Annotated in this window: 29 protein-coding genes; 2 read left to right on the forward strand and 27 right to left on the reverse strand. The window is 63.5% G+C overall.

All coding sequences use genetic code 11. The annotated features are described in order from the left end of the window. Positions 1–15 precede the first annotated feature (15 nt). The 20 genes from FQV27_RS03365 to FQV27_RS03460 form a co-directional block, all read right to left on the reverse strand. Positions 16–444 carry a C40 family peptidase gene (locus FQV27_RS03365; RefSeq protein WP_147096383.1) on the reverse strand — a complete coding sequence of 143 codons (429 nt, stop codon included), beginning with the start codon at positions 442–444 and terminating at the stop codon, positions 16–18. Then, positions 434–1,306 carry a DUF2163 domain-containing protein gene (locus tag FQV27_RS03370; RefSeq protein ID WP_147096384.1) on the reverse strand — a complete coding sequence of 291 codons (873 nt, stop codon included), beginning with the start codon at positions 1,304–1,306 and terminating at the stop codon, positions 434–436. Before FQV27_RS03370 ends, FQV27_RS03365 begins: the two co-directional genes overlap by 11 nt. Further along, a complete protein-coding gene (locus FQV27_RS03375) occupies positions 1,303–1,932 on the reverse strand; it encodes a DUF2460 domain-containing protein (protein ID WP_147096385.1) in 630 nt (209 codons plus the stop codon). Before FQV27_RS03375 ends, FQV27_RS03370 begins: the two co-directional genes overlap by 4 nt. A gap of 6 nt (positions 1,933–1,938) precedes the next feature. After that, positions 1,939–2,589 carry a phage tail tape measure protein gene (locus tag FQV27_RS03380; protein ID WP_147096386.1) on the reverse strand — a complete coding sequence of 217 codons (651 nt, stop codon included), beginning with the start codon at positions 2,587–2,589 and terminating at the stop codon, positions 1,939–1,941. Continuing rightward, positions 2,561–2,791 carry a rcc01693 family protein gene (locus FQV27_RS03385; protein ID WP_147096387.1) on the reverse strand — a complete coding sequence of 77 codons (231 nt, stop codon included), beginning with the start codon at positions 2,789–2,791 and terminating at the stop codon, positions 2,561–2,563. Before FQV27_RS03385 ends, FQV27_RS03380 begins: the two co-directional genes overlap by 29 nt. Further along, on the reverse strand, positions 2,788–3,105 hold the full coding sequence (locus FQV27_RS03390) for a gene transfer agent family protein (protein ID WP_147096388.1): 318 nt from the start codon (positions 3,103–3,105) through the stop codon (positions 2,788–2,790). The genes FQV27_RS03385 and FQV27_RS03390 overlap by 4 nt, the downstream gene beginning before the upstream one ends. Next, positions 3,105–3,518, reverse strand: coding sequence for a phage major tail protein, TP901-1 family (locus tag FQV27_RS03395; RefSeq protein WP_147096389.1), 414 nt, complete (start codon positions 3,516–3,518; stop codon positions 3,105–3,107). The genes FQV27_RS03390 and FQV27_RS03395 overlap by 1 nt, the downstream gene beginning before the upstream one ends. Before the next feature lie 11 nt (positions 3,519–3,529). After that, positions 3,530–3,949 carry a DUF3168 domain-containing protein gene (locus tag FQV27_RS03400; protein WP_147096390.1) on the reverse strand — a complete coding sequence of 140 codons (420 nt, stop codon included), beginning with the start codon at positions 3,947–3,949 and terminating at the stop codon, positions 3,530–3,532. Positions 3,950–3,951: 2 nt separating this feature from the next. Then, entirely contained in the window at positions 3,952–4,281 is a 330-nt protein-coding gene (locus FQV27_RS03405) for a head-tail adaptor protein (RefSeq protein WP_147096391.1), read from the reverse strand. After that, a complete protein-coding gene (locus FQV27_RS03410) occupies positions 4,281–4,886 on the reverse strand; it encodes a head-tail connector protein (protein WP_147096392.1) in 606 nt (201 codons plus the stop codon). The genes FQV27_RS03405 and FQV27_RS03410 overlap by 1 nt, the downstream gene beginning before the upstream one ends. Before the next feature lie 139 nt (positions 4,887–5,025). Beyond that, positions 5,026–6,189 carry a phage major capsid protein gene (locus tag FQV27_RS03415; RefSeq protein ID WP_147096393.1) on the reverse strand — a complete coding sequence of 388 codons (1,164 nt, stop codon included), beginning with the start codon at positions 6,187–6,189 and terminating at the stop codon, positions 5,026–5,028. Between the two features lie 90 nt (positions 6,190–6,279). After that, positions 6,280–6,804, reverse strand: a complete 525-nt coding sequence (locus FQV27_RS03420) for an HK97 family phage prohead protease (protein WP_147096394.1) — start codon at positions 6,802–6,804, stop codon at positions 6,280–6,282. Positions 6,805–6,807: 3 nt separating this feature from the next. Further along, positions 6,808–7,032: a GTA head formation protein, RCAP_rcc01685 family gene (locus FQV27_RS03425; RefSeq protein WP_147096395.1), complete on the reverse strand. Its 225-nt coding sequence runs from the start codon at positions 7,030–7,032 to the stop codon at positions 6,808–6,810. A 1-nt stretch (position 7,033) separates the two neighbouring features. Next, a complete protein-coding gene (locus FQV27_RS03430; protein ID WP_147096396.1) occupies positions 7,034–8,215 on the reverse strand; it encodes a phage portal protein in 1,182 nt (393 codons plus the stop codon). A 78-nt stretch (positions 8,216–8,293) separates the two neighbouring features. Beyond that, the gene (locus FQV27_RS03435; protein ID WP_147096397.1) at positions 8,294–9,640 is read right to left on the reverse strand and encodes a DNA-packaging protein; all 1,347 of its coding nucleotides are present in this window, start codon (positions 9,638–9,640) and stop codon (positions 8,294–8,296) included. Then, positions 9,591–9,878 carry a permease gene (locus FQV27_RS03440; protein ID WP_246132983.1) on the reverse strand — a complete coding sequence of 96 codons (288 nt, stop codon included), beginning with the start codon at positions 9,876–9,878 and terminating at the stop codon, positions 9,591–9,593. Before FQV27_RS03440 ends, FQV27_RS03435 begins: the two co-directional genes overlap by 50 nt. Before the next feature lie 369 nt (positions 9,879–10,247). Further along, positions 10,248–10,691, reverse strand: coding sequence for a hypothetical protein (locus FQV27_RS03445; RefSeq protein ID WP_147096399.1), 444 nt, complete (start codon positions 10,689–10,691; stop codon positions 10,248–10,250). A 112-nt stretch (positions 10,692–10,803) separates the two neighbouring features. Continuing rightward, entirely contained in the window at positions 10,804–11,961 is a 1,158-nt protein-coding gene (gene mltG / locus FQV27_RS03450; RefSeq protein WP_147096400.1) for an endolytic transglycosylase MltG, read from the reverse strand. Continuing rightward, positions 11,961–13,223, reverse strand: coding sequence for a beta-ketoacyl-ACP synthase II (fabF, locus tag FQV27_RS03455; protein WP_147096401.1), 1,263 nt, complete (start codon positions 13,221–13,223; stop codon positions 11,961–11,963). The genes mltG and fabF overlap by 1 nt, the downstream gene beginning before the upstream one ends. A gap of 97 nt (positions 13,224–13,320) precedes the next feature. After that, positions 13,321–14,346 (reverse strand): NADP-dependent oxidoreductase, encoded by a 1,026-nt coding sequence (locus FQV27_RS03460; RefSeq protein WP_222611653.1) that lies wholly within the window; start codon positions 14,344–14,346, stop codon positions 13,321–13,323. 178 nt (positions 14,347–14,524) lie between these two features. On the opposite strand from FQV27_RS03460, the gene FQV27_RS03465 reads away from it, so the two are divergent. Beyond that, positions 14,525–15,727 (forward strand): aminotransferase-like domain-containing protein, encoded by a 1,203-nt coding sequence (locus tag FQV27_RS03465; RefSeq protein WP_147096402.1) that lies wholly within the window; start codon positions 14,525–14,527, stop codon positions 15,725–15,727. Here FQV27_RS03465 and FQV27_RS03470 read toward each other — a convergent pair. Beyond that, positions 15,724–16,026 (reverse strand): ArsR/SmtB family transcription factor, encoded by a 303-nt coding sequence (locus FQV27_RS03470; protein ID WP_147096403.1) that lies wholly within the window; start codon positions 16,024–16,026, stop codon positions 15,724–15,726. The two genes, FQV27_RS03465 and FQV27_RS03470, sit on opposite strands and share 4 nt — an antisense overlap. A gap of 66 nt (positions 16,027–16,092) precedes the next feature. Here FQV27_RS03470 and FQV27_RS03475 point away from each other — a divergent pair, with 66 nt between their 5' ends. Beyond that, positions 16,093–17,208: an NADH:flavin oxidoreductase/NADH oxidase gene (locus FQV27_RS03475; RefSeq protein WP_281290014.1), complete on the forward strand. Its 1,116-nt coding sequence runs from the start codon at positions 16,093–16,095 to the stop codon at positions 17,206–17,208. On the opposite strand, the gene FQV27_RS03480 is transcribed toward FQV27_RS03475, so the two are convergent. From FQV27_RS03480 to FQV27_RS03505, 6 genes are all read right to left on the reverse strand, one after another. Further along, positions 17,205–17,996, reverse strand: a complete 792-nt coding sequence (locus FQV27_RS03480) for a crotonase/enoyl-CoA hydratase family protein (protein ID WP_147096404.1) — start codon at positions 17,994–17,996, stop codon at positions 17,205–17,207. The two genes, FQV27_RS03475 and FQV27_RS03480, sit on opposite strands and share 4 nt — an antisense overlap. Beyond that, a complete protein-coding gene (locus tag FQV27_RS03485; protein WP_147096405.1) occupies positions 17,993–18,862 on the reverse strand; it encodes a hydroxymethylglutaryl-CoA lyase in 870 nt (289 codons plus the stop codon). The genes FQV27_RS03480 and FQV27_RS03485 overlap by 4 nt, the downstream gene beginning before the upstream one ends. After that, complete coding sequence (locus FQV27_RS03490) at positions 18,859–20,790, reverse strand: acetyl-CoA carboxylase biotin carboxylase subunit (protein WP_147096406.1); 1,932 nt, start codon at positions 20,788–20,790, stop codon at positions 18,859–18,861. The genes FQV27_RS03485 and FQV27_RS03490 overlap by 4 nt, the downstream gene beginning before the upstream one ends. An 82-nt stretch (positions 20,791–20,872) precedes the next feature. Beyond that, entirely contained in the window at positions 20,873–21,358 is a 486-nt protein-coding gene (locus FQV27_RS03495; RefSeq protein ID WP_147096407.1) for an O-acetyl-ADP-ribose deacetylase, read from the reverse strand. Further along, positions 21,355–21,729, reverse strand: a complete 375-nt coding sequence (locus FQV27_RS03500; protein ID WP_147096408.1) for an ASCH domain-containing protein — start codon at positions 21,727–21,729, stop codon at positions 21,355–21,357. Before FQV27_RS03500 ends, FQV27_RS03495 begins: the two co-directional genes overlap by 4 nt. Positions 21,730–21,731: 2 nt before the next feature. Further along, positions 21,732–23,336, reverse strand: a complete 1,605-nt coding sequence (locus FQV27_RS03505) for a carboxyl transferase domain-containing protein (protein ID WP_147096409.1) — start codon at positions 23,334–23,336, stop codon at positions 21,732–21,734. Between the last annotated feature and the right edge of the window lie 18 nt (positions 23,337–23,354).

Genomic DNA, 23,354 nt, shown 5'->3' on the forward strand with positions numbered 1-23,354 from the left:
TAAATCTCCTTAAGGTCAGGGGAAGCGGAATCGCGCGGCTATCCGGTCGCGCCACGGCTTAGAAAGCGGGCTCTCGACAACGCCATGACGATCATATGCATGGATGAATGCTGGCGACGCGCCTTCGCGCGACAGCACCCCAAGATGCTTTGCCGCTGCGCCGGTCCGCATGCGAAACAGCAGGACCTGACCGATCCTGTCATTCTCATCGTCGGCGATCAGGTGACGCCGCGCGCCGTCCAGCAAAGTTTCCAACCGGTCGTATTCACCCCAATCTGGCGTATATGACGGCGCTGCTTCCGGCTCTGCTCCATAAAGCTCGCGCCAGATACCGCGGATCAGCCCAAGGCAGTCCGTACCGGCGTGCCGAACCGATGCCTGGTGCGAATAGGGTGTCCCGATCCACGTCCGCGCTATGCGTACGACATCTGAATCATTTGACATCGTAGTGCTCATCGAGGTTGTCGAGCAGATCGCTTGACCGTGCAGACCTCTTTGCAGGGGCCATCAGCCAATCCTCCTCGGGGAGATGAGGAAAGCCGCGGAAATTTATGAAATTATTGAACTTCGCGCGGCACATTGATGCAGACTTATTACAGCCCGCTTCAATCCGAATCCTGTCGCCCCGACGCGGCAATCCGCCCGGTTCAACCCATAGGTCGATTTCACGCAACCCACCCGGCATTGCGCGGTCGTTTTTGATATGCCCCTCAATTGCGGCGGCCTCGCCGGTTAGGATGTTAATCCTGCCGCGCTCGAACCACCGGTCATCATAGCCCGCGAGGTGACTTAGCGTCAGGCGCGCGCCATCGACGTCCTCAAGAATGCCCTCAGCCGATAATCCGGGGGCTGTCATGTCAACCTTGCATGCTGAATCTGCCAACAACGCACTGCAGCGCGGCTGAAAAACCCTGCCTTTTACCTTGTTAAGTGGCTCTGACAGCCCTCTCAGCTCGGCTCTGAACATACCCCCACCACGCGTCACCTCGCCAAGATGCCCGCGGAAAACCAGAACAGCTTTCGAGGGGTCAGCCCAATCGACCTCCCATTGGCACAATTCAGCGCCGTCCCAACGGCCAGCGACAATATCGCGTTCTTCAATTGCACCATCGGAAAGTGCGCCGATGACCTCGGTGTTATCAACCGAAAGACCGGTGCCTTGAACGACCGCCTGCGCAGTCAGCCCGACGTCTGGTCTGAAGGAAATACCGTGAAAGCTCAGCTGCTGATCGTGATCGGTGAAACCGAGCGTGAGCCCGTCCTTGCGGGTGATCGACCACGCCCTTGCAATTGTTGTTGTTGTCACTGTCGGACCTCGATAACCGGAACCTCGGGAATATCACCCGCCTGAAACGACGAGACGGATACCGCGATGCGGTCAGTATCGAAGCGCACCGGCACATCGAACTCGAATCCTGCGGTGACTTCTGCGCCCTGGCCGGGTGAGCGCGCCAGCGTGACGACGCCAGTCGCTGCATTCACCGTAAAATCCTCACCCTCGCGCATCTCGTCGCCACCTACGCCGATCGAGATGGTTGCGCGAACCGGCTTCTGAATTGGGCGTGAATACGACGCTGGCCCCGAATTGTAGGTCTTGATGAGTTGAAACTTGCGCGTGCTCCCATCGCCCGTTGCAATCACCTGATCGCGAAATTCCGGCGTGCGGCTAGGCGGACAGCTTTTAAAGTCAGCCCAATCCTTCCACCGGAAGCCATGCAACTGACCGGCCCGCGCTTCGAAGAAGGCGATCAGAGCCTCGATATCGTCGAGCGACCGCAGGCCAAGACCCGCGTCGTAGCGGCGTCTCGAATGTGCCCAGGGTGTGTTGCGTTCCTCGAAACCGTTCGTCAGTGCGACAATCTCGGTACGACGCTCGGGACCGCCTATGGAACCGAAGGACAGATTTGCTGGAAATCGGATCTCGTGGAACATGTTGCCTCACAGGTTGCGTTGACCACGCGCGAGCAGACGACCCATCTGCGCGGCGATCTGGCTTTGACTGCGGGCGAAGCCCGCGACGTCCGGTGTGTTCACCGTGATGCTTACGTTGATTGGTCTGCCGGCTCCGCCGGATGACGCCACACCCAGACGCCCATCCGCACCGCGCGTCAACGGCATGATTGCCTCGGGTCCGGCCTCTCCCATCAGACCGGTGCCACCCCGCATCGGGAAATGCGTCGGTTGCGCGACAACGCCGCCTTTCGCGAAGGCAGTCACGCGGCCCTGGCTGAACGCGCCACCTTTCGCGAATGGTGTGGGCTCTCCGCCCCCGATGCTCTGGGCAAGCGCGCTCGAAACGGCATCCTTGATGGGCTTCATCGCAATTGAGTACGCCGTGTCGGCCATACTTCGCGCGACGCCCTTCAATGCATCGCTCAATTTCATTCCGTCGAAGATGAGGCCGTCGAAGGCGCGCTTCAGTCCGCTGCCCATGCCATTTGCGAAGCTGTCGGCCTCTCTGCTGGTCAACAGCATCGACTGCTGCATTCGCCCCAGTTCTGCCGAAAGTGTCGCGGTCATCTGCGTAGATCGCTCGTATTGGCGGTCGAGTTCGTCGCTCTCACGATCGAGACCGTTCTTGTCCGTCATCCAGATCCTCCGTTGTCGAGTGCCGGTCTGGCCAAGCTGCTGCCAACGCGGCCAGCCGCGACCGAGTCATGGGCGCTGAAACCGGGTCAATGCCCAGCATCAGCGCGAGTTCTACTGGGGTGAGCGACCAGAACTGTTCAGGTGTCAGCCCCAGTCCTGTCATTCCGGCCCGCATCAGGCCTGGCCAGTCGAGGCCGGTCATTGGCCCGCTATGCCGAAGGCGCGCGCAAGCAGCCGTGCTGCGGCCTGCGCAGCCTCCACCGGCCCGCCCTCGATTTCCGACGAAAGCAAGACCTCCCGCTCGCCGCGCCAGCCTCCGCCCCGCAAGCCCGCAACGATGACCGAGATGACGTCCGCAGCCGAAAAGCGCCCTTGCTCAAATCGCTCCGCAATCTCGACCAGTGACGCTGTCCCCAGCGCTGTTTCCAGCTCCGCCAGCGCACCAAGCGTCAGCTTTGCCGTGTGGGCGACACCGTCCAGCTTGATCTCAACCTCGCCACGCATCGGATTGACCATCACAGAGCCACGAAATTCAGTGCACCGGCGCTTGCAAGTGCGATTTCGTAAGTGGCCTCGCCATTATGGCTGCCGGCATATTCCAGCGATGTGATCTGGAACGGCCCCTCGATAATCCCGAAATCGGGAATAATGACCTGGCAACGTGGCACCTCGCCGTCGAAAAACACCTGCCGGGCGCGCCCATCTGTCGCCGCGTCGCGAAAAACGCCCGACCCCGAAATCGAAGCAGATCGTACCCCAGCGCCCCCCAGAAGCTCTCGCCAGCGACCTTCGCTTTCCAGACTGGTGACATCCACGGTTTCCGCGTTAAACCCGATCCGCGTGGCGCGAAGCCCCGCAACCGTCTCGAACTCGCCCGCACCGGTCATGTCCATCTTGATCAGCAGATCTCGCCCGTTTTGTACCGCCATGCTTTGCCTCCTCAGGCCATATCGATAAGCGCGCGAAAGGTCAGATCGACCCGCCTTTCGGCGCCGTTTTTCACCCGCTTGGCGCGGGCGCGCAGAAACCACAGGCCGGCGAGGCGGCCTGCTTCCGTTACAAGATCAGCGCCTTCCAGCGCCGCGCTGACAGCGACCGCCGCCTCCTTGACCGCGCGAAACCCTGCCGCCTCCTCGGTTCCGGCAAGAACCGAAACGACAAAGTCGTGACGCGCCGCGCGACCGCCACTATCGGACTGATCGGTGACCTCCTCCGGTCCAAGCGAGACATAGACACCGCTCGGCGCATCAATCGGCATGGCGTCGAACACCGCGTCGCCGACAAGTGCGTTCAGCTCAGGATCATCACGCAGGCACTGGTACACGGCACCCTGAAGGGCGACCGAAGCGAGATAACTCATACTCATTCCTCCTCTGCGATGACCCGCAGATGCCGACCGGCAGGATCTGCCTCGGCAACCGCGTCGATGCGGAAACTGCGCGATCCCATACGCAGCCGCTGTCCAGCGATCGGGCGTCGCGGATCGCCTTGGGGAAATGCCCGAAGCGTGATCGTCCAGCCAACGACGCTTTCCGGGCCTGCTTCGGCACCGCGCAGCCTGCCAATTCCGCTGCGCATCTCGGCATAGACCAGACCGATGGTGCGCCAGACAGCGCGATGGCCACCCAGCCCGTCGGCCTGCCGCTCCTTCGTTTCCAGCCGAAGAGGCACCGTAAGCTTTGGTGCCGACATCACCTCGCCCTCCGTCCGGCCAGGACACGCACTGCGCGCCAGCGTTCGATCAGCGCACTGACGCCCATCGGCAATGCGCGCCGCGCACTGTCATCGCTGCGATCCTCGTAGTAACGCGCCGCCAGCATCAGAACGGCCTGCGCCAGATCCGGGGGCACCCCTGCCCAGTTATCGGCAAATCCTGCCGTGAACCGGATGACAACATTCGCACCCTCTGGCACCGATGGAAGCGCTGCACCGCGCGGCCGGATAAAGGGGCGCGTTATATCGGCCACCAGGTACCAATGTTGGGACGCGATAGCGCGTGATATGCCGTCTGCGACCGAAATCTCTATGCCTTGAACCTCGCTGACAGGCGCCATCGGAAGCGCCTGTGCCGCGCTGTCGCGCCAGTCGTCCAGTACCATGCGATACTGACGGCTCAACAGCACCTTACCGGTGCGCCCCTCGATCGTCGCCATGGCCGCGCGCAGAAATCCCGCCAGTGCGCGGTCTTCGTCGCTGCTCTCGGCCAGATCGAAGCCGGACCCCAGCCGCAGATGCGCCCGCAATTCGGCCACTGGCAGCGCCGCATCCGCCAGTGTCGTCTCCTCGACAAGTATCATCCCGAACCTCCCGTCCGAGCCGGACCAAACTGGCCGGTTGTTCACAGGAAAAGCCGCGCCGGCATGCCAGCCTGGGCATGCGCGGACAGTTGCTGAACCGGCAGGTGACAGCCGGCGCGGCCCTCGATCGCCCTTTGGATCAGGCGCCGAACTTCAGAACCTTGACGGCACGGCCATCGACCAGACCGCCGCCGACGCGCTTGGTGGCGTAGAACAGGACATGCGGCTTGGCAGAGAACGGGTCACGCAGCACACGCAGCTCGGGCCGTTCCACGATGGTGTAGGCAGCCTTGAAATCGCCAAACAGGATCGAGTGGCTGTCGGCCGCGATTTCCGGCATCTCCTCGGCCAGCATCACCGGATAGCCGAGCAGGCGCGCGGGTTCGCCCGCAGCAAGGCTGTCAGCCCAGATGAACCGGCCATCGCCGTCCTTCAGCTTCCGCACAGTCGCCGCGGTTTTCGAGCTCATGATAAAGGTAGCATTGGCGCGATGCGCGGCGGGCAGCGCATAGACGAGATCGATCAGCACCTCTGCGGCGGTATCGGCCGCGAACCCGCCCGAAACCCCGGTCGACAATTCGCCGATGCTGCCGATCGCGCCTTTGCCGGAGGTGTCGGTATCGGCGTTCAGAATGCCCATCGGCTTTTCCAGACCGTCGCCGCGCAGGAAGGCGTGTGCCTCGGCTCGGGCGAACTTCTCGGCTATCCGGTCTGCCAGCCAGGTCTCGACATCGAATGCGGCGTCGTCCAGCAGTCGCTGGCTGGCCTTCGGCATGGCAGAGAGCTCGTGCAGCGGGATCGAGATCCGTTCGACGCCTGCAGATGCCGTCTCGGTGGTGCTGTCCTCGGATGCCCAGCCCGTCACCATGTCGTCGCGATCGACCAGCACGTCATAGCTTGACGCCTCGACAGCAACCACATTCGCAAGAGCACGAAGCGAGACCGCATTGCTCAGCGAACTCTGCACGATTGCCTCAACCTGCGGTGCGGCCAGAAAGCCGCCATCGCCGGCGGCGGTCAGACCCTTTTCCTCGATCGCGAGACCGCGCAGGCCGGCGTCGTCGCCGCTGCGAAGATAGTCATTGAATGCCTTCTGATGGGGAACTTCGGTCGCCGCCTCCGTTGACAGCGGGCTACGGGCGCGAAAGGCATTTTTGCGTTCGAACATGCTCATGCGTTCATCCTGTGCATCGAGTTTCTTCTGGATATCCTGGCGGTAGTTCCGGAGTTCATCGACAAACCCCAGAAGCGCACCCTTCAACTCGCCGGGGGCGGCCTGCGCCCCCGTCTTGACCTCGCTCATCAGCGTCTCCTCATCGGTAATCGGGGTCTGGCCCCGGTTCGTGCGGGTGGTGCGACAGGCACCGCCCGAACCCTTACGGTCTGTGCGGGATCAGCCGCGCAGCGCCTCCGTCGCAGCGATCAGCGCTGCGGCGAATTCCATCTCGTGATCTGCTTTCGCGCCAAGCTTCGCCTCGGGCAGCATCGGGAACGTCACCAGCGACACCTCCCAAAGCTCGACCTCGCAAAGCAGCCTGCGTGCCTTCTGGTCCTTTTCGGCACGGATGGTGCGATAGCCGATGGACAGCCCGTCAATCGCGCCTGCCTCGATCAGGGTCGCAGCCTCGCGCGCCAGCGCCACATCGTGCAAAAGCCGCCCCTTGACCCACAGCCCGGTGGCATCCTCGCGGATCTCATCCCAGACGCCTATCGGCTTGGTGGGATCGTGCTGCCACAGCATCCGCACCTTGTCCCCCCTGGCGGCAAGCCTGGCAAGCGAGGCACCGAACGCACCCTTCGCCACGATGTCGCCACCCTGATCGGGGACGCCAAAGCGGCTCGCATAACCTTCGATGACCGACCCCTCGGTCATCACCGGCTTGCCGCCGGCAAATTTCAGCTCCAGACCGCTTTCCATCGGTCAGCCTCCTTTCGGTGCAAATTCAAGGATCGACTGCACGGCCTGCGTCAGGATCACCCCGACCACGCCGTAAACCGTCATCCACAGCCGCTTCTCCAGACCTTCGATCAGCGCCTCGATCCGCTCCAGCCGCTTGTCGACCGCGCCGAATTGCAGCGCCATCACGCGTTCCTGCGCCTCGAAGCGGTGATGATGCGGGTCCTCCACAAAACGCGACCCCTCCATCTCAGCCTTCCGCCAATGGCGGCAGCCCAAGTGCCGCGCGTTTTTCTGCATCGCTCAGGAATGTGGCGGCGCCCACACGCGCCCATTGCTGATCGCGCTCCTCGGCCAGTGCCGGCACCTGATCGAGATCCGGGCGCAGATCGACCTCGGCCCCCAGATGCTCGGACAGGAACCACGCGACAGATGCCGCGACACGCGTCACCAGCGGCAAGACCGTCAGGCGATAGAAGGCCCGGTGCGCCTCAGCATAATTCGCGTAAGTCGCATCGCCCGGAATGCCGATCAGCATTGGCGGGACACCAAAGGCCTGCGCAATCTCTCGCGCCGCAGCCTGCTTGGTCTGATGGAATTCCATGTCGGACGGCGAAAACCCCATCGGTTTCCAGTCCAGACCGCCCTCCAGCAGCATCGGGCGCCCGGCATTGCGCGCGCCCTGATGGTGGCTCTCCATCTCGATGACCAACCGGTCATACTGTTCTGCCGACAGGTTCCCATGCCCGTCCGGCCCCTTGTAGACGATAGCGCCCGACGGCCGGGCGGCATTGTCCAGCAGGGCCTTCGACCAGGCCGAGGCGCTGTTATGGACGTCCACCGCCACAGCCGCCGCCTGCAGGGGCGACAGACCATAATGGTCGTCGCTGGGATGGAAGCTTTTGATGTGACAGATCGGGTCCGGGCTGCCCATCATATCGAAACGGTGTTTGCGACCGCCGACCGCATATTCGAAGGCAACCGGCCAGCCGTCAGGGCCGGGCACCACGCTCATCCGGTCGGATCGCAGCACATGCAGTTCCGCAGGCATGCCCTCGCCGGTCCCGACGGCTTCCAGATAGCCGTCGCCGCTCAGAAGGATCTGCCCGAACAGCGCCTCGAACAGCTCTGCCCTGCCCTGCCCCGGATTGGGTCGCCGCAGCAGTTCCATGACCGGGTGGGTGTCATAGCGCCGCTCGGAATCCTGGCAAACCAGCGGCACCGCGGCCGCCGCCTCGGCAATCAGGCGGACGGCGCGAAAGCCGACCGGGTTGCCGATGAACGCGCCCCGCGTCAGCGTGCCGGTATCGCGCGCCGACCAGATGACCCGACCGGCCCCCGCCGCCAAAGCGGCGATGCGCCCGGTTGCGCTTGCCTTTCTTTCCAGTGCCGGCGCCGCGTCGGGCTGCCGTGAAAACAAACGAAACGCCATGCCTCGCCTCCGTCTCTGTTCATGAAAAAAGGCCGCCCCGCAGGACAGCCCTTCGCGTCAATATCGTCTGGAAAGCCTCTAGAGGCTTCGCATCTGCGGTCGCCTGAAGCCCTGCGCGGGCTCGATCATCAGCTCGTGAACCGCCCAGACAAGCGCGTCGAGCCGGTCGGGCGATCCCCTGCCCTCATAGCCGCGCAGGCTCATCCTGCACATCTGGTCCTCCAGCGCGCCTAGCGAGGGACCACGCAAGTGCCTGATACGGCCCTGTTCATAGAGCGCTGCGACGGGCTCGGCGCGAAGCGCCTTGCCGCGCCCGGCCCTCAGCGCGCGGAACGGCACCAGCGGGTCGATCTGGCGGATAACGCTTTCGATCAGATCGCCGCCCTGGTTGACCTCGGCCACCAGTTTTTCAGCCTTGTGCCGGTCCATCGCCGCAATCGCGGCGCGCGCCCAGTCAGTTGGTCCGCCGCGTATCGTCGCATCTTCGATCACGTAGGCGCGCCAATCCTTCGGCTCTCCCGTCATGGCGACACCGGCAACGACGATCCCGCACTCATCAGATTCCGCCCCGCCAGTCACCGCCGGATCAAGCGCCACAACGACGCGATCCAGCGCCGGCAGGCGGTCGACGCGACACGCTTCGATCATCTGCGTTGTCCACAGCGCACCCTCGACATCCTCCAGAAGCATGCCGTCCAGTTCCTGCCGCCCAAGCCGCGTGCCGCCATATCGGCTTTCAACCTCGGCCAGAAAGCTTTCCGCCAGATAGGCCCGGTTTGCGTCCGTGGGCGCGTGCGTCGTTACGGTGGACGCGCTTTGCAGGATACGCTTCAGCACCTCCACATTCCTTGGCGTGGTCGTGATGACCTGCTGGGGATGGCGGCCAAGCCGCAGTGCGAATTGCAGCATGTCCCAGCTATCCTCGGCCTTTTTCCACTTGGCCAGTTCGTCAACCCAGGCCGCATCGAATTGCGGGCCTCGCAGGGCCTCCGGTTCATGCGCCGAAAACGCCGTCGCAACCGCCCCGTTCGGCCAGACCAGCCGACGGCGCGAGGCTTCCCAGACGGGCCGCCGGTCGGGCGGAGAGCAGGCAAGGATGCCGCTATCACCGAACACCATCACCTCACGCACCTGATCGAAGGTTTCCCCGATCAGCGCCACGCGGCTGCATTCCCCCGCCGCTTCCGGCGTCGCGCCTTCGACCTTGCGGCGCACCCATTCGGACCCGGCGCGGGTTTTCCCCGCGCCACGCCCACCCATAATCACCCAGCTCTTCCAGTCGCCCGCTGGCGGCAATTGATGCGGCAACGCCCAGAACTCGAAAATCCAGGGCAGACTTGCCAGCGCGTTGTCGCTCAGCCCTGACAAAAACTCGTCAACTTCCCCCGGCGCGGCGGAGGCAAGCCAGGCGGCGCCCGATTTCATCTCTGGCGGCGTCGAGGTCGAAACAGCCGTCCCCGACGCTTCCTGCAATGTCCTTGCGAAGTTTTTCAACCTTGTTCCTTTCCTCCAGCATCATCTGCGTGGCGGAACGAAGCTCTCGCGCGACTTTGACCGCGTCTTTCAGCTCGCCCACCTCACCGGCCCGCAACTTGTGCTGCAGCCGGGTCAGATCTTCCGCGCAATCGCGAAACAGCTGTCCCGCAATATCGATGTCTTCCATGGCCGATTGGGGCAGGAACGGCCCCTCTGGCTGTTCCTTCCCCGGATCGAAATTCACTGTCATCCAGTCATGCCCCGCCTCGTGATCTGTCCGCACGAGCCAAGAAACGAAAAAGCCGCCCAAGGTCAGTGACCCGGCGGCTTGCCCATTTCTCCCAGCATGTAAACTTTCTACTTTAGACCGTTCGCCAAGTCAATGATTAAACCTATGGTTGCAACGTAGATCAATTTATATAAGTAGACACAGCTACTTAATTTGCGCAACACCCAAGCGCTCGTCACGCAACACTTGCCAGAAACAGTCGCGATTCAGGCCGCGAGACGGCAGAATCGCGCGACATAACAGCGCGCGATTCCGTGTCACAGCCGCTCAGGCAGATTTCGTGTCTTCCGCTTTCGCACGGGCCTCGTTGGCGGCGGCCACGGCATTCGCAGCCTCGTCCTGAACCTGCTGCGCATATGCGACCATATTCGCGGCATAGGCCTCGTACCAATCGGCAGTATCCTCGGCCTGCATGGTTTCTGCCTTCTTGCGAACCTCCTCGCCCTTGGCCTTCAGCTTGGCGACCTCGCCATCCCACTCGGCCTTGGCGGTATCCCACTGCGCCTTCACCTGCTCGCTGGCGTCGTTGAAATAGTTCTTCACCTGTTCTTGCAGATCATTGTCCCGCTTCTGGGCATTGGCCATCCAGGTTTTCGCGCTGTCGATCATTTCATCGCTGCGATTGCCCAGTTCTTCCTGCCATTTGGCGGCGCGTTTCTCCAGCTCCTGCGCGTTGCGGGACAGGCTGGCAAACATATCCGAAAGTTTCATATCGAGACTCCGTGGTTGAAAACTGAACGCCGCGAACGGCTTTCCCATCAACCAAAATCCCCGCCCGGAAGTTCCGCGCGGGGATGATCAGTACAGGAAGGACCCGTCAGGATCAGCCGCCGCTTCCCTGCTGCGCCTCGATTTCGCGCCAGCGTGCAACGGCGGCATTATGCTCTTCCAAAGTGCGCGAGAACTGGTGCCCGCCAGTGCCGTCGGCGACGAAGAACACATAATCCGTTTCTGCCGGGTTAAGGGCAGCCTCAATGGCGGCCCGACCGGGATTGGCAATCGGTGTCTTTGGCAGCCCGTCGATCTGATAGGTGTTCCAATCCGTCCGGCGCGACAGTTCCGACCGGCGCAGACCGCGATCGAGCACGCCGCGCCCTTCCGTCACGCCATAGATGACGGTCGGATCGGTCTCCAGACGCATGCCCTGTTCAAGCCGGTTGACGAAGACGCTGGCCACGGTGGCGCGCTCGTCGGGGATGCCGGTCTCCTTCTCTACGATCGAGGCCATGATAAGCGCCTGTTCAGGGTTTTCGTAGGGAAGCCCAAATGGCCGTGCATCCCAGGCCGTCTGAAGTATCGCCGACTGGCGCTGCTCCATCTCGGCCAGCAGGGCGGCGCGATCCGCGCCCTTCGCGACCTCGTAGCTGTCGGGTGCCAGCGTCCCCTCGGCCGGGACCGAGCCGACGTCACCCGACAGGAAATCCGCCCGCTTCAAACCCTCGACAACTTGCCAGCTCGTCACGCCCTCGGCGATTGCCACGCGCAGTCTGGCATCGGCCTGTTCCTCAGCCTTGGCGATCGCCTCCGGGACTTGTTCGGTTGCGGGATCGTATTTCACCCGCTCCTCATAGGCGCCCGTTTCCGGGTTGATGTCCCGCAGCACGACCGAATCCGCCCGCACGCCGACGCGGTAAATCACCTCGGTGCCGCATGTCGATGGACCGCCTGCGGTGATGACGCCGACAATATCCTCCATGCTCGACTGCGGCGGCACGAGGTAAGATCCGAATTTAAGATCGCGCGACTTTCCGGCGGCATCTGCCCCGGTGCGGAAAATATAGGCGTTCGAAATTGCGCCCTGCTCGGCCAGCGTCTTTGACACGGCGGACAGGCTGGCCCCGCGTGCGACCTGCACGCATTGCGCGACCTGCGCCGGGCCCGGTCCCGTATATTGCGTCTTTCCCCACGCCACCAACGCTGCAACCGCGATCAGCAGAACCACCGCGAGCGTCAGGAAGGTAGAGGCGATATTCTTCCACATCAGTCGCGCACCTTGCCCACGATCAGGCTGGCATTCGTGCCGCCAAAACCGAAGCTGTTGGACAGGGCGACGTCAATCTTGCGCCGCACGGCTGCGTTCGCGGCAAGATCGAGCTTTGGCTCGACCGCAGGATTGTCCAGATTGATCGTCGGCGGCGCGATCTGGTCGCGCACGGCGAGGATGCAGAAAATCGCCTCGACCGCACCGGCGGCGCCCAGAAGGTGCCCGATAGATGATTTCGTCGACGACATGGTTACATCCTTGGCATGATCACCCAGCAGACGCTCGACCGCGCCCAGTTCGATCGTATCTGCCATGGTCGAGGTGCCATGTGCATTCACATAGTCGACATCGGCGGGTTCCAGCCCGGCATTCTTCAGCGCGTTCTGCATTGCGCGATAGCCGCCATCACCGTCCTCGCTTGGCGCGGTGATGTGATAGGCGTCGCCGGACAGCCCGTATCCCAGCACCTCGGCATATATTTTCGCGCCGCGCGCCTTGGCGTGTTCATATTCCTCCAGCACGACGACACCTGCGCCTTCGCCCATCACAAAGCCGTCGCGGTCATCGTCATAGGGCCGGCTGGCCGCCTGCGGGTCGTCGCCACGTTTCGTGGACAGCGCCTTGCACGCGTTGAAACCCGCGATTCCGATCTCGCTGATCGGGCTTTCAGCGCCGCCTGCGACCATGATATCGGCATCGCCCAGCATGATAAGCCGCGCCGCATCGCCGATCGCATGCGCCCCGGTCGAACAGGCCGTCACGACGGAATGGTTTGGCCCCTTCAGGCCGAAACGGATCGACACCTGACCCGAGATCAGGTTTATGAGGGAGCCGGGGATAAAGAACGGAGACACCCGCTTCGGCCCCTTTTCCTTGATCAGAACGGCCGTTTCCGCAATAGATGTCAGCCCGCCAATGCCCGATCCGATCATCACGCCGGCGCGCAGCTTCTCGTCCTCTGGCAAATCCTCGATCCCGGCGTCGCGCACCGCCTGCACGGCAGCCGCCATCCCGTAAAGGATGAAATCATCGACCTTGCGGCGGTCCTTCGGCTCCATCCAGTCATCAGGATTGAAACTGCCATCCGTTCCGTCGCCAAACGGAATTTCGCAGGCATATTTCGTCACCACGTTCTCGGCGTCGAACCGCGTTATCGGCCCGGCACCGGACTGACCGTCCAGAAGACGGCCCCAGGTTTCTTCCACGCCAGAAGCCAGCGGCGTGACCATTCCCAGCCCGGTGACAACAACCCTGCGCATCGGCATCTTCCTCGCTCTGCCCGAAATTTCAGCCGTGATACACGCGAGGCGGGCAACGCGCAATGTCGCGCTGCCCTGTCGATGCAGGCGCTGCGACCTATTCTTCCGCCATCTGCACGACGACCTTGCCCTTGGCACGCCCGGATTCCAGATAGGCCATAGCCTCTTTCATCTGTGCGAAGGGAAAGACCCTGTCGATCACCGGCTCGATCTTTCCTGCCTCGACCAGTGTGGCAAGTTCAGCCAGTTCCGGTCCGCTCGGGTGCATGAACAGGAACCGATAGGTGACGTCTCGCTTTCTGGCTTCTTTCCTTAACTTTCTGGAAACAAACCAGAACGCTGCGGTCAGAAGTGGTCCACGTCCCAGATCCTTACGCGCCGTCACCGGCTCTGGCAGGCCCGCGATCGAGACGACCTTGCCGCCCGGTTTGACCACATCGAATGCGGCCAGCAGATCATCCCCACCCAACAGGTCAAAGACGCCGCCCAGTCCGCTCAGCCGGTCCTGAAACTTTTCCGTGGTGTAGTCGATGATCTCGTCGGCACCGAGCCGCTCAACCAATTCGCGACCGCGCGGCGACGCCGTGGTCACGACCTCTGCCCCCAGCCATTTCGCGATCTGAATCGCAAATGTGCCGACCCCGCCCGCACCTGCGGGAATGAACACGCGGCTGCCCGGCGTCAGATGCAGCTCGTCGCGCAGCGCCTGAAGGGCGGTCAGCCCGGCAAGTGGCACACCTGCCGCCGCCACCATATCGACCCCGTCGGGGACACGAGCCACGAATTTTTCCGGCAGAACCGCATATTCGGCAAATGCGCCCATCTGGTCCTTCGGCATCCGCGCAAAGACCCGCGTTCCCGGTGGGAACTGGCTCGCCCCCTCACCCTGCGCCTCGACCACGCCCGAAATTTCGTTGCCCATCACGGCGGGCAGCGGAAAGCGCAGGATCGCCTTCAGGCCACCCTCGCGGATCTTGTAGTCGACCGGGTTCAGCCCCGCGGCATGGACGCGGACCAGCACCTCGCCAGCGCCGGGCGCTGGCTTCGGCATCTCGCGCAGTTCGGCGACCTCAGGGCCGCCATATTTCGTCATCGCGAATGCCTGCATCGTCTCGGTCCCCATCGCGCCGCTCCATGATCTTGTGCTGGACTGTCGCCCTTCGATCAAATCGTATCAGCGCCGCATTTCAAGATTGGCACACCCGAAACTGACGCTGCGGCATCGCCATACAGGTCAATGCTATTGACTTACTTACGGCCTTGCGCAAACGCTTCCGCTGACGATTTGGGGGAGTCGAATCATGAATTGGGAACAGATACTTGCCGGTCGCATGTCGCGAATGAAAGCATCCGAGATCCGAGAGCTTCTGAAGCTTCTGGATCAGCCGGACATCATATCTTTCGCGGGTGGCATCCCGGACCCGAAACTGTTCCCGGCCGAAGCGTTTCGCGACGCGATGACCACCGCCCTGTCCGACAGCCAATATGCAACGTCGCTGCAATATTCGGTCAGCGAAGGCTACGGCCCCCTGCGCGACTGGATTGCCGACCAGATGGGCCTGATCGGCGTTCCCTGTACCCCCGACAATATCCTCATCACCTCCGGCTCGCAGCAGGCACTGGATTATCTGGGCAAGCTGATGCTGTCGCCCGGCGATACCGCCCTTGTCGGCTGGCCGACATATCTGGGCGCGCTCGGCGCATTCAACGCTTATGAGCCGCGCTTTGACCGGCTCGATCCCGGATCGAACCGCGAGGCGCAGGATTACCACGATGCCGCAGCGCCGGGCCGGGTGAAATTCGCCTATCTCTCCGCCGATTTCGCCAACCCGACCGGCGTCACGCTGGATCAGGCCGGGCGCGAGCGATTGCTGGATCTGGCAGAAGAACTGGACATCGCCATAATCGAAGACGCGGCTTATCAGACGCTACGCTATGACGGCACGGCGATCCCGCCGATCCTCGCCACGGAAATCGCACGAAAAGGCAGCATCGACGCCTGCCGCACAATCTATAGCGGCTCCTTCTCCAAGACCCTCGCGCCGGGTCTGCGCATCGGCTGGGTCTGCGCGGCAGCGTCTGTCATCGGGCGGCTGGTGCTGATGAAACAGGCGGCCGACCTGCATACGTCAACGCTGAACCAGATTGCCACCCATATCGTCGCCCGCGATCATTTCGCGGATCACATCCCGTCGCTGCGTGAAACCTATGGCCGCCGCCGCGACCTGATGTTGGACGCACTTGACCGAGAGATGCCCGAAGGTGTGACCTGGACGCGGCCCGAAGGCGGCATGTTCGTCTGGCTGACCCTGCCCGACGGCACAGATGGTGCAGAGCTTCTTGCCCGCTCCCTGAAGACAGAGCGTATCGCCTTCGTTCCCGGACATGCCTTCCACCCGGACGGAACGGGCCGCAACACGATCCGCCTCAGCTTCACGCTGCACGAAAAGGAACTGGTTGACGAGGGCATTGCCCGGCTTGGCCGCCTGCTCCGCGCCAGCTAGCGCACGGCCCCAAGAACGGCGTCCAGAAGACCGGGGAACCGATCATTCAGGTCGTCGCGCCGCAGCGTGTTCAGATGCGACACGCCTTCTGGGCGCGACATGATGATCCCCGCGTCGCGCAGGACCCGGAAATGATGCGACATGCTGGATTTCGGCCGGCCACCATCCAGCGCGCTGCAACTCGCCTCGCCCTCTTGTGCAAGCTGCGCCACGATTCCAAGCCGGATCGGGTCGCTTAATGCATGCAGGACATCGGCAATTGCCACATCCTCGATCTGCGGGTGCTTGAACGCTCTCATGGCGGCATCTTGACATATCGGCCAGCTTAAGTCTATAGTTCGATAATATTCGAACAACAGTACCGAATGACTGGAACTCTCATGCCCGAACTTTTCGATTCCCTCACGCTCAGGGGCCTGACGCTTCGCAACCGCATCGCGGTGTCGCCGATGTGTCAATATTCCGCAACCGACGGCCTGGCCAACGACTGGCACAGAACGCATCTGTCCAGCCTGGCGCGCGGCGGTGCGGGGCTGGTCACGATCGAGGCGACCGGCGTCACGCCCGAGGGGCGCATTACCCCCGGCTGTCTGGGCCTGTGGAACGACGCGCAGGCAGAAGCGCTCGCGCCCATCGTCGCCGAGATTGGCAAGTCGGGCGCAGCCTCGGGTATCCAGCTCGCTCATGCCGGGCGCAAGGCCAGTGCCAACGCCCCGTGGGAAGGGGACAATCATATCCCGGGCAACGACCCGCGTGGCTGGCAGACCATCGCGCCTTCAGCAATCGCCTTTGGCGGCGATCTGCCAAAGATCCCGCGAGAGATGACGCTGGATGATATCGCCCGCGTCCAGCAGGGCTTTGTCGATGCGGCCCTGCGCGCGAACGAGATCGGACTGGACAGTCTCATGCTGCACTTCGCGCATGGCTATCTTGGCCAAAGCTTCCTGTCGCCGCATTCCAACACCCGCACCGATGCCTATGGCGGCAGCGCGGCGAACCGCGCCCGCTTCCTGATCGAGACACTTGCAGCCGTTCGCAAGGTCTGGCCAGAACAGAAGCCCATTCTGGCGCGGATCGGCGTCATCGAATTCGACGGGCAGGACGAGGAAACATTAGGCGACGCGATCGACACGATCCGCAGCCTGAAGGCCGAGGGCCTGGACCTCGTCGATGTCAGCATGGGCTTTTCCACGCCGGACGCCGACATCCCGTGGGGGCCGGCATTCCTGGCGCCCATCGCGGGGCGCGTGCGGCAGGAAACCGGACTTCCGACCTCGACCTCGTGGTATATCAGCAAGCCCGAACAGGCCAACCAGCTTATCGAGGACGAACTTGTCGATCTGATCTCGCTTGGCAGACCGATGCTGACCAATCCGCACTGGCCCTATGACGCTGCACAGAAGCTTGGCGTCGAAAACCCGGCATGGGCCACCCTGCCCACGCCCTACGCACACTGGCTGCAGCGCTACCGCGCGGCCTAGCCCTGCTGCCAGCGCGGCTTGCGCTTGTCGAAGAAGGCGGCGATGCCCTCGGGGGCCTCGTCGCCTTCCCACATGGCGATCAGCCTGTCGATGCTGTGATCTATCACAGCTTCGTCGATGCGAGGGCCAAGGGTGCGGGCCATTCGCTTGGCTTCGGCCACGGCACCCGGCGCGCAAAGCAGATAGGGCGCGACCTCTTCCTCGACAAAGGCATCCAGATCGGCCGCATCGGCCAGCCGCGCCACGAGGTTCAGGCTGACTGCTTCCTCGGCATCGAAAAGCCGGCCCGACATGAAGACGCGCCGCGCCTTGTCCTCGCCCATCCGGGCCAGAACATAGGGGCCGATGGTCGCGGGGATCAGGCCCAGCTTTGTCTCGGTCAGGCCGAATTTCGCACCCCGCGCGGCCACGACGACATCGCAGACCGACATCATGCCGATCCCGCCGCCGAAGGCATTGCCATGCACACGCCCGATCACGGGCTTGGCCATCGTATTCATCGCCATCAGCATATTCGCCAATTGCCGCGCGCCCGCCCGGCGCGTCTCGGCATCCGCATCGATCTGTTCGCGCATCCATGCCAGATCGCCGCCCGCGCAGAAGGTCGGCCCGTCAGCCGCAAGGATCACCACGCGCACCGCGTCATCATGGCTCAGCAGGCTGGCCGCGCGGGTCAGATCCGCCAGCATCTGCGCCGAAAGCGCATTATGCTTCTCGGCCCGCGCCAGCGACAATGTCGCCACGCCCCGCGCGTCGGTGTCGATGCGTATGGTATCGAATTCGCTCATGCAGATGTCTCCGTCGTGCTGCGCATGCCGCGCGCAAAATCGGCGGCGAGTGTGATGGCGTTCATGTCCAGCCCGGTGTCATGGCCCGCCCGCGACAGATGCGCGGCGACCCGTTCCGTCGCCACGTTCCCGGCGGCACCCGGCGCATAGGGGCAGCCGCCAAGACCGCCCACGGCGGCGTCAAACACCCGCAGCCCGCGCGCCAGCGAGGCGTCGATATTGTCAAGCGCGCGCCCCGCCGTATCATGATAATGCCCGGCAAGCTGTTCTGCCGGCACCTCCTCCAGCACCGCCGCCAGCATGGCGTCGATGGTTTCGGGGCGCCCCTGCCCGATCGTATCGCCAAGGCTGATTTCATAGCAGCCCATCGCGGCCAGACGCGCCGCGACGCGGGCCACGTTTTCGGGCGGGGTCGGTCCATCGAAGGGGCAATCCGTGACAACGCTGACATAGCCGCGCACCGGGATGCCGTCGGCTTTCGCGGCGTCCATGATGGGCGCGAAGCGTTCGAAACTTTCGTCGATGGTGGCGTTGAGATTGGCTTTTGCAAACCCTTCCGAGGCGCTCGTGAAGACCGCGACCTCATCCGCGCGGGCCGCCTTCGCGCCCTCATAGCCCTTCATGTTGGGCGTCAGCACGGCATAGCTGACACCCGGCGCGCGCCTGATCCCGGCCATGACCTCGGCCGCGTCGCCCATTTGTGGCACCCATTTCGGACTGACAAAGCTTGTCACCTCAATCCGCCGGAAGCCCGCCTTCGACAGAAGGTCCACCAGCGTGATCTTGTCGCAGGAATCGATCAGCCGCTTTTCGTTCTGCAAGCCGTCGCGCGGGCCCATTTCGAAGATTTCGACAAAGCCGCTCATGCCGCTGCCTCCTCTTCCTCCAGCCGGATCAATGCTGCACCTGCCTCGACCTGATCGCCGGCGGCGGCCAGAACCTCGGCTACGATACCGTCGCGCGCGGCGGTCAGCGTGTGTTCCATCTTCATCGCCTCCAGCACGGCAAGCCTGTCCCCGGCGCTGACCTGCTGGCCAGCTTCGACAAACACCGCCTTGACCAACCCCGGCATCGGCGACAGGGTAAGCCCGCCCCCGGCCTCGTCCCCGGCGCGGTCAAGCGCATCCACAGGCTTCATCGACACCGTCCGCCCGCCAAAGACACTGACCCCGGCGGCGTGGCTGACAATGCGGTTGCGGCGCAGCGTATCATCGACCCACCAGCGCTCTCCCTGCCAGCGGACCTCGTGGGCGGTCCCGTCGATTGTCACGCGGGCCGCACCCGGTCCTTCGACTTCCAGCAGCGCCTCGCCGCCTTCCCACGCAATCGTCCGGCGCAAGGGCTGCCACAAAGTCATGCCACCTTGCACCGACGGATCAGCCAGCCCCGCCAACCCGACCACGCCAAGCGCCTGCGCGCGCGGATCGGGTTCGGCGGCGTCGATCAGCGCATCCAGATCGCGCCCGATCAGGCCGGTATCGACATCACCCTTGCGGAACCCGTCATGTCGGGTCAGGGCGATCAGGAAATCGACATTGGTGACAGATCCCGCAACCTCGGTATCGACAAGCGCGGTTTCCAGCGCCCGCAGCGCAATCGCGCGCGTCGGTCCCCAGGTCACCACCTTGGCGATCATCGGGTCGTACCACGGGCTGATCGTATCGCCGGGCCGCACCCCGGTTTCGATCCGCGCGTGATCGGGAAATTCCAGATGCGCCAGCGTTCCCGTGGCGGGCAGAAAGCCCGCAGGCACATCCTCGGCATAAAGCCGCGCCTCGAAGGCGTGACCGTGGATCGAGAGTTCCTGCTGCCTGACCGGAAGCTGTTCGCCGGACGCGACGCGAAGCTGCCATTCCACCAGATCGACGCCGGTAATCAATTCGGTCACGGGATGTTCGACCTGCAGGCGGGTGTTCATTTCCATGAACCAGAATCCGTCCTCGCGCAGACCGTCCGATCCGTCCACGATGAATTCGATCGTGCCCGCGCCCTTGTAATTGATCGCCTCGGCCGCGCGGGTGGCCGCAGCACCCATGACCTTGCGGACCTGTTCAGGCATATCGGGCGCAGGCGCTTCCTCGATCACCTTCTGGTGGCGGCGCTGCAGCGAGCAGTCGCGTTCGAAAAGATGCACGGCCCGCACACCATCGCCGAAAACCTGCACTTCGATATGGCGGGGCTGGAGGATATATTTCTCGATCAGCACATCCGGGTTGCCGAATGCCGTCTGCGCCTCGCCCTGTGCCGAGGAGAGCGCATCGGCAAAATCCCTGGGCGCATCGACGCGCCGCATGCCCTTGCCGCCACCACCCGCGACCGCCTTTATCAGCACCGGATAGCCGATCTGTTCGGCCTGTTCGGCCAGAAAACCCGCATCCTGATTGTCGCCGTGATAACCGGGCACGACAGGCACACCCGCTTTTTCCATCAGCGCCTTTGCGGCATCCTTAAGCCCCATAGCGCGAATGGCCTTGGCGGAGGGACCGATGAAGACCAGCCCCGCAGCCTCGACCGCATCGACGAAATCCGGATTTTCGCTGAGAAACCCGTATCCCGGATGGATCGCCTGCGCGCCTGTATCCTTCGCTGCCTGAATGATCGCGTCGCCGCGCAGATAGCTGTCCTTCGGCGCCGGCCCGCCCAGATGCACGGCCTCATCCGCCATTGCCACATGGCGCGCCGCGCGGTCGGCGTCGGAATAGACCGCGACCGTGGCCACCCCAAGCTTCCTGCAGGTGTCGATAACGCGGCAGGCGATCTCGCCCCGGTTGGCGATCAGGATTTTCTGGAACATGGCGGCTCCTTTGTCTGACGGGCCAATACGGGGGCTTCGCGCCCCCGCACCCCCGCGGGATATTTGGGTGAAGAAGAAGGGCTCATGTCAGAGCCTGTCGCAGAACTTGCGCGGCGGTGTCGTCAAAGGCGACGAGCGTCACGGTCATCCCAGCGGCGTGGCGCCGGATCATGTCGACCGCGATATGCGATGCGCGATCTGCCGGAAAGCCGTAGACGCCCGTCGAGATGGCCGGGAAAGCGATGGTGGTCAGGCGGTGGCTGCGCGCCAGTTCGAGCGAGTTGCGATAGGCCGAGGCCAGCAGCGTATCCTCGCCTTGACCGCCGCCCTTCCAGACCGGACCGACGGTGTGGATGACATGGCGCGCGGGAAGATTATAGCCCTTGGTGATCCGCGCCTGACCCGTCGGGCAGCCGCCGATGCTGCGGCATTCCGCCAGCAATTCCGGCCCTGCCGCGCGGTGGATCGCCCCATCCACACCGCCCCCGCCAAGCAGCGTTTCATTGGCCGCATTGACGATGGCGTCAACGTCAAGCGTGGTGATATCGCCCTGCAAGACCTGGATCATCGCAGCACCTCAACCAGACGGAAGCGCTCGCAGACCAGCAGCATATCGGGATCATAGCCCCCGTTGCGGGTGAAGAAGGCGATATGGGCCTGGCGCCAGTCGTCGAAGCAGCCCTCGCCTTCGGCCAGTGCGAAATCCTGCGGGACCTCGCTGAACGGCAGGGTTGTTACCTCGGTCGTTTCGATCAGCAACGCGGGCTTGCCGTCCCAGTCGAGCGCGATGTCACGCCGGCCGACCACCGGCATTTCCTCGCCTTCGTCGAAATCGCGCAGCGCGCCGCAGGTGGCGGTTTTCGTGCCCGCGCGGACCAGAGCGATGAGCGTTTCGTTCAACTCGCGCGAGTCGCCGAATGTGAAGCCGACCGGGTCCATCGTTACATCCTGAAGACGCCGAAGCGTGTGGGCTCGATGGGGGCGTTCAGGCTGGCGCGCAGGGACAGCGACAGCACGTCGCGGGTCTTGCGTGGGTCCACGATGCCGTCATCCCAAAGCCGGGCCGAGGCATAAAGCGGGTGCGACTGGCGGTCGAACATCTCGATTGTCGGGCGCTTGAATTCGGCCTCTTCTTCCGCCGACCATGTGCCCCCCTTGCGTTCGATCCCGTCGCGTCGAACGGTCGCCAGCACGCCCGCCGCCTGTTCCCCGCCCATGACGCTGATCCGGCTGTTCGGCCATGTCCACAAAAAGCGCGGGCTGTAGGCTCGGCCCGACATGCCATAGTTCCCCGCGCCGAACGACCCGCCCACCAGCATGGTGATTTTCGGGACATTCGTGGTGGCAACGGCGGTGACCATCTTGGCCCCATGCCGCGCGATGCCTTCGTTTTCGTATTTGCGCCCCACCATGAACCCGGTGATGTTCTGCAGAAAAATCAGCGGAATACCGCGCTGCGAACACAGTTCGACAAAATGCGCGCCCTTCTGGGCCGCCTCGGAAAACAGCACGCCGTTATTGGCAATGATACCGACCGGGCAGCCTTCGATATGGGCGAAGCCTGTCACCAGCGTTTCGCCGTAGCGCGCCTTGAACTCGTCAAAGCGCGACCCGTCCACCACCCGCGCAATAACCTCGCGGATGTCATAGGGCGTGCGCAGATCGCCGGGGACAACGCCCAAAATTTCCTCGGGGTCATAGGCCGGGGCTTCCGGGTTTTCCCAGACGACCGTCTGCGGCAGGTGGCGGTTCAGGTTCGAAATCGCGCGGCGGGCCTGTGCCAGCGCATGGGCGTCATCCTCGGCCAGATAATCGGCGACGCCCGACAGGCGGGTATGAACATCGCCGCCGCCCAGATCCTCGGCACTGACGACCTCTCCGGTTGCGGCCTTGACCAGCGGCGGCCCCGCCAGAAAGATGGTTCCCTGACCCCTGACGATGATTGTTACATCCGACATGGCGGGCACATAGGCCCCGCCCGCCGTGCAGGACCCCATCACCACCGCGATCTGCGGGATACCCTTCGCGCTCATCTGCGCCTGATTATAGAAGATGCGCCCGAAATGATCGCGATCCGGGAAGACCTCGTCCTGATTGGGCAGGTTCGCGCCGCCCGAGTCGACCAGATAGACGCAGGGCAGATGGCACTCCTCGGCGATCTCCTGCGCGCGCAGATGCTTCTTCACCGTCATCGGGTAATAGGTGCCGCCCTTGACCGTCGCGTCATTGGCCACGACCATCACATCCTGCCCGTGAACCTTGCCGATCCCCGCGATCACGCCCGCGCCCGGCGCGTCGCCGTCATACATGCCATGCGCCGCCGTCGCGCCGATTTCCAGAAACGGAGAGCCGGGATCGAGAAGGTTTGCCACCCGTTCGCGCGGCGGCATCTTGCCGCGAGAGGTATGGCGTTCCATCGCCTTTTCGCCGCCGCCTGCCAGCACGGCCTCTGCCGCCTCGCGTGCGGTGGCGATCAGGCCCAGATGCGCCTCGCGATTGGCCTTGAAGGCGTCGGATGTCGGGATCACCGATGACTTCAGTTTCATGCCTGTCCCCTTCTCTCG

It is taken from the genome of Paracoccus aurantiacus (genome assembly GCF_007993065.1).
GTDB lineage: Bacteria > Pseudomonadota > Alphaproteobacteria > Rhodobacterales > Rhodobacteraceae > Paracoccus > Paracoccus aurantiacus.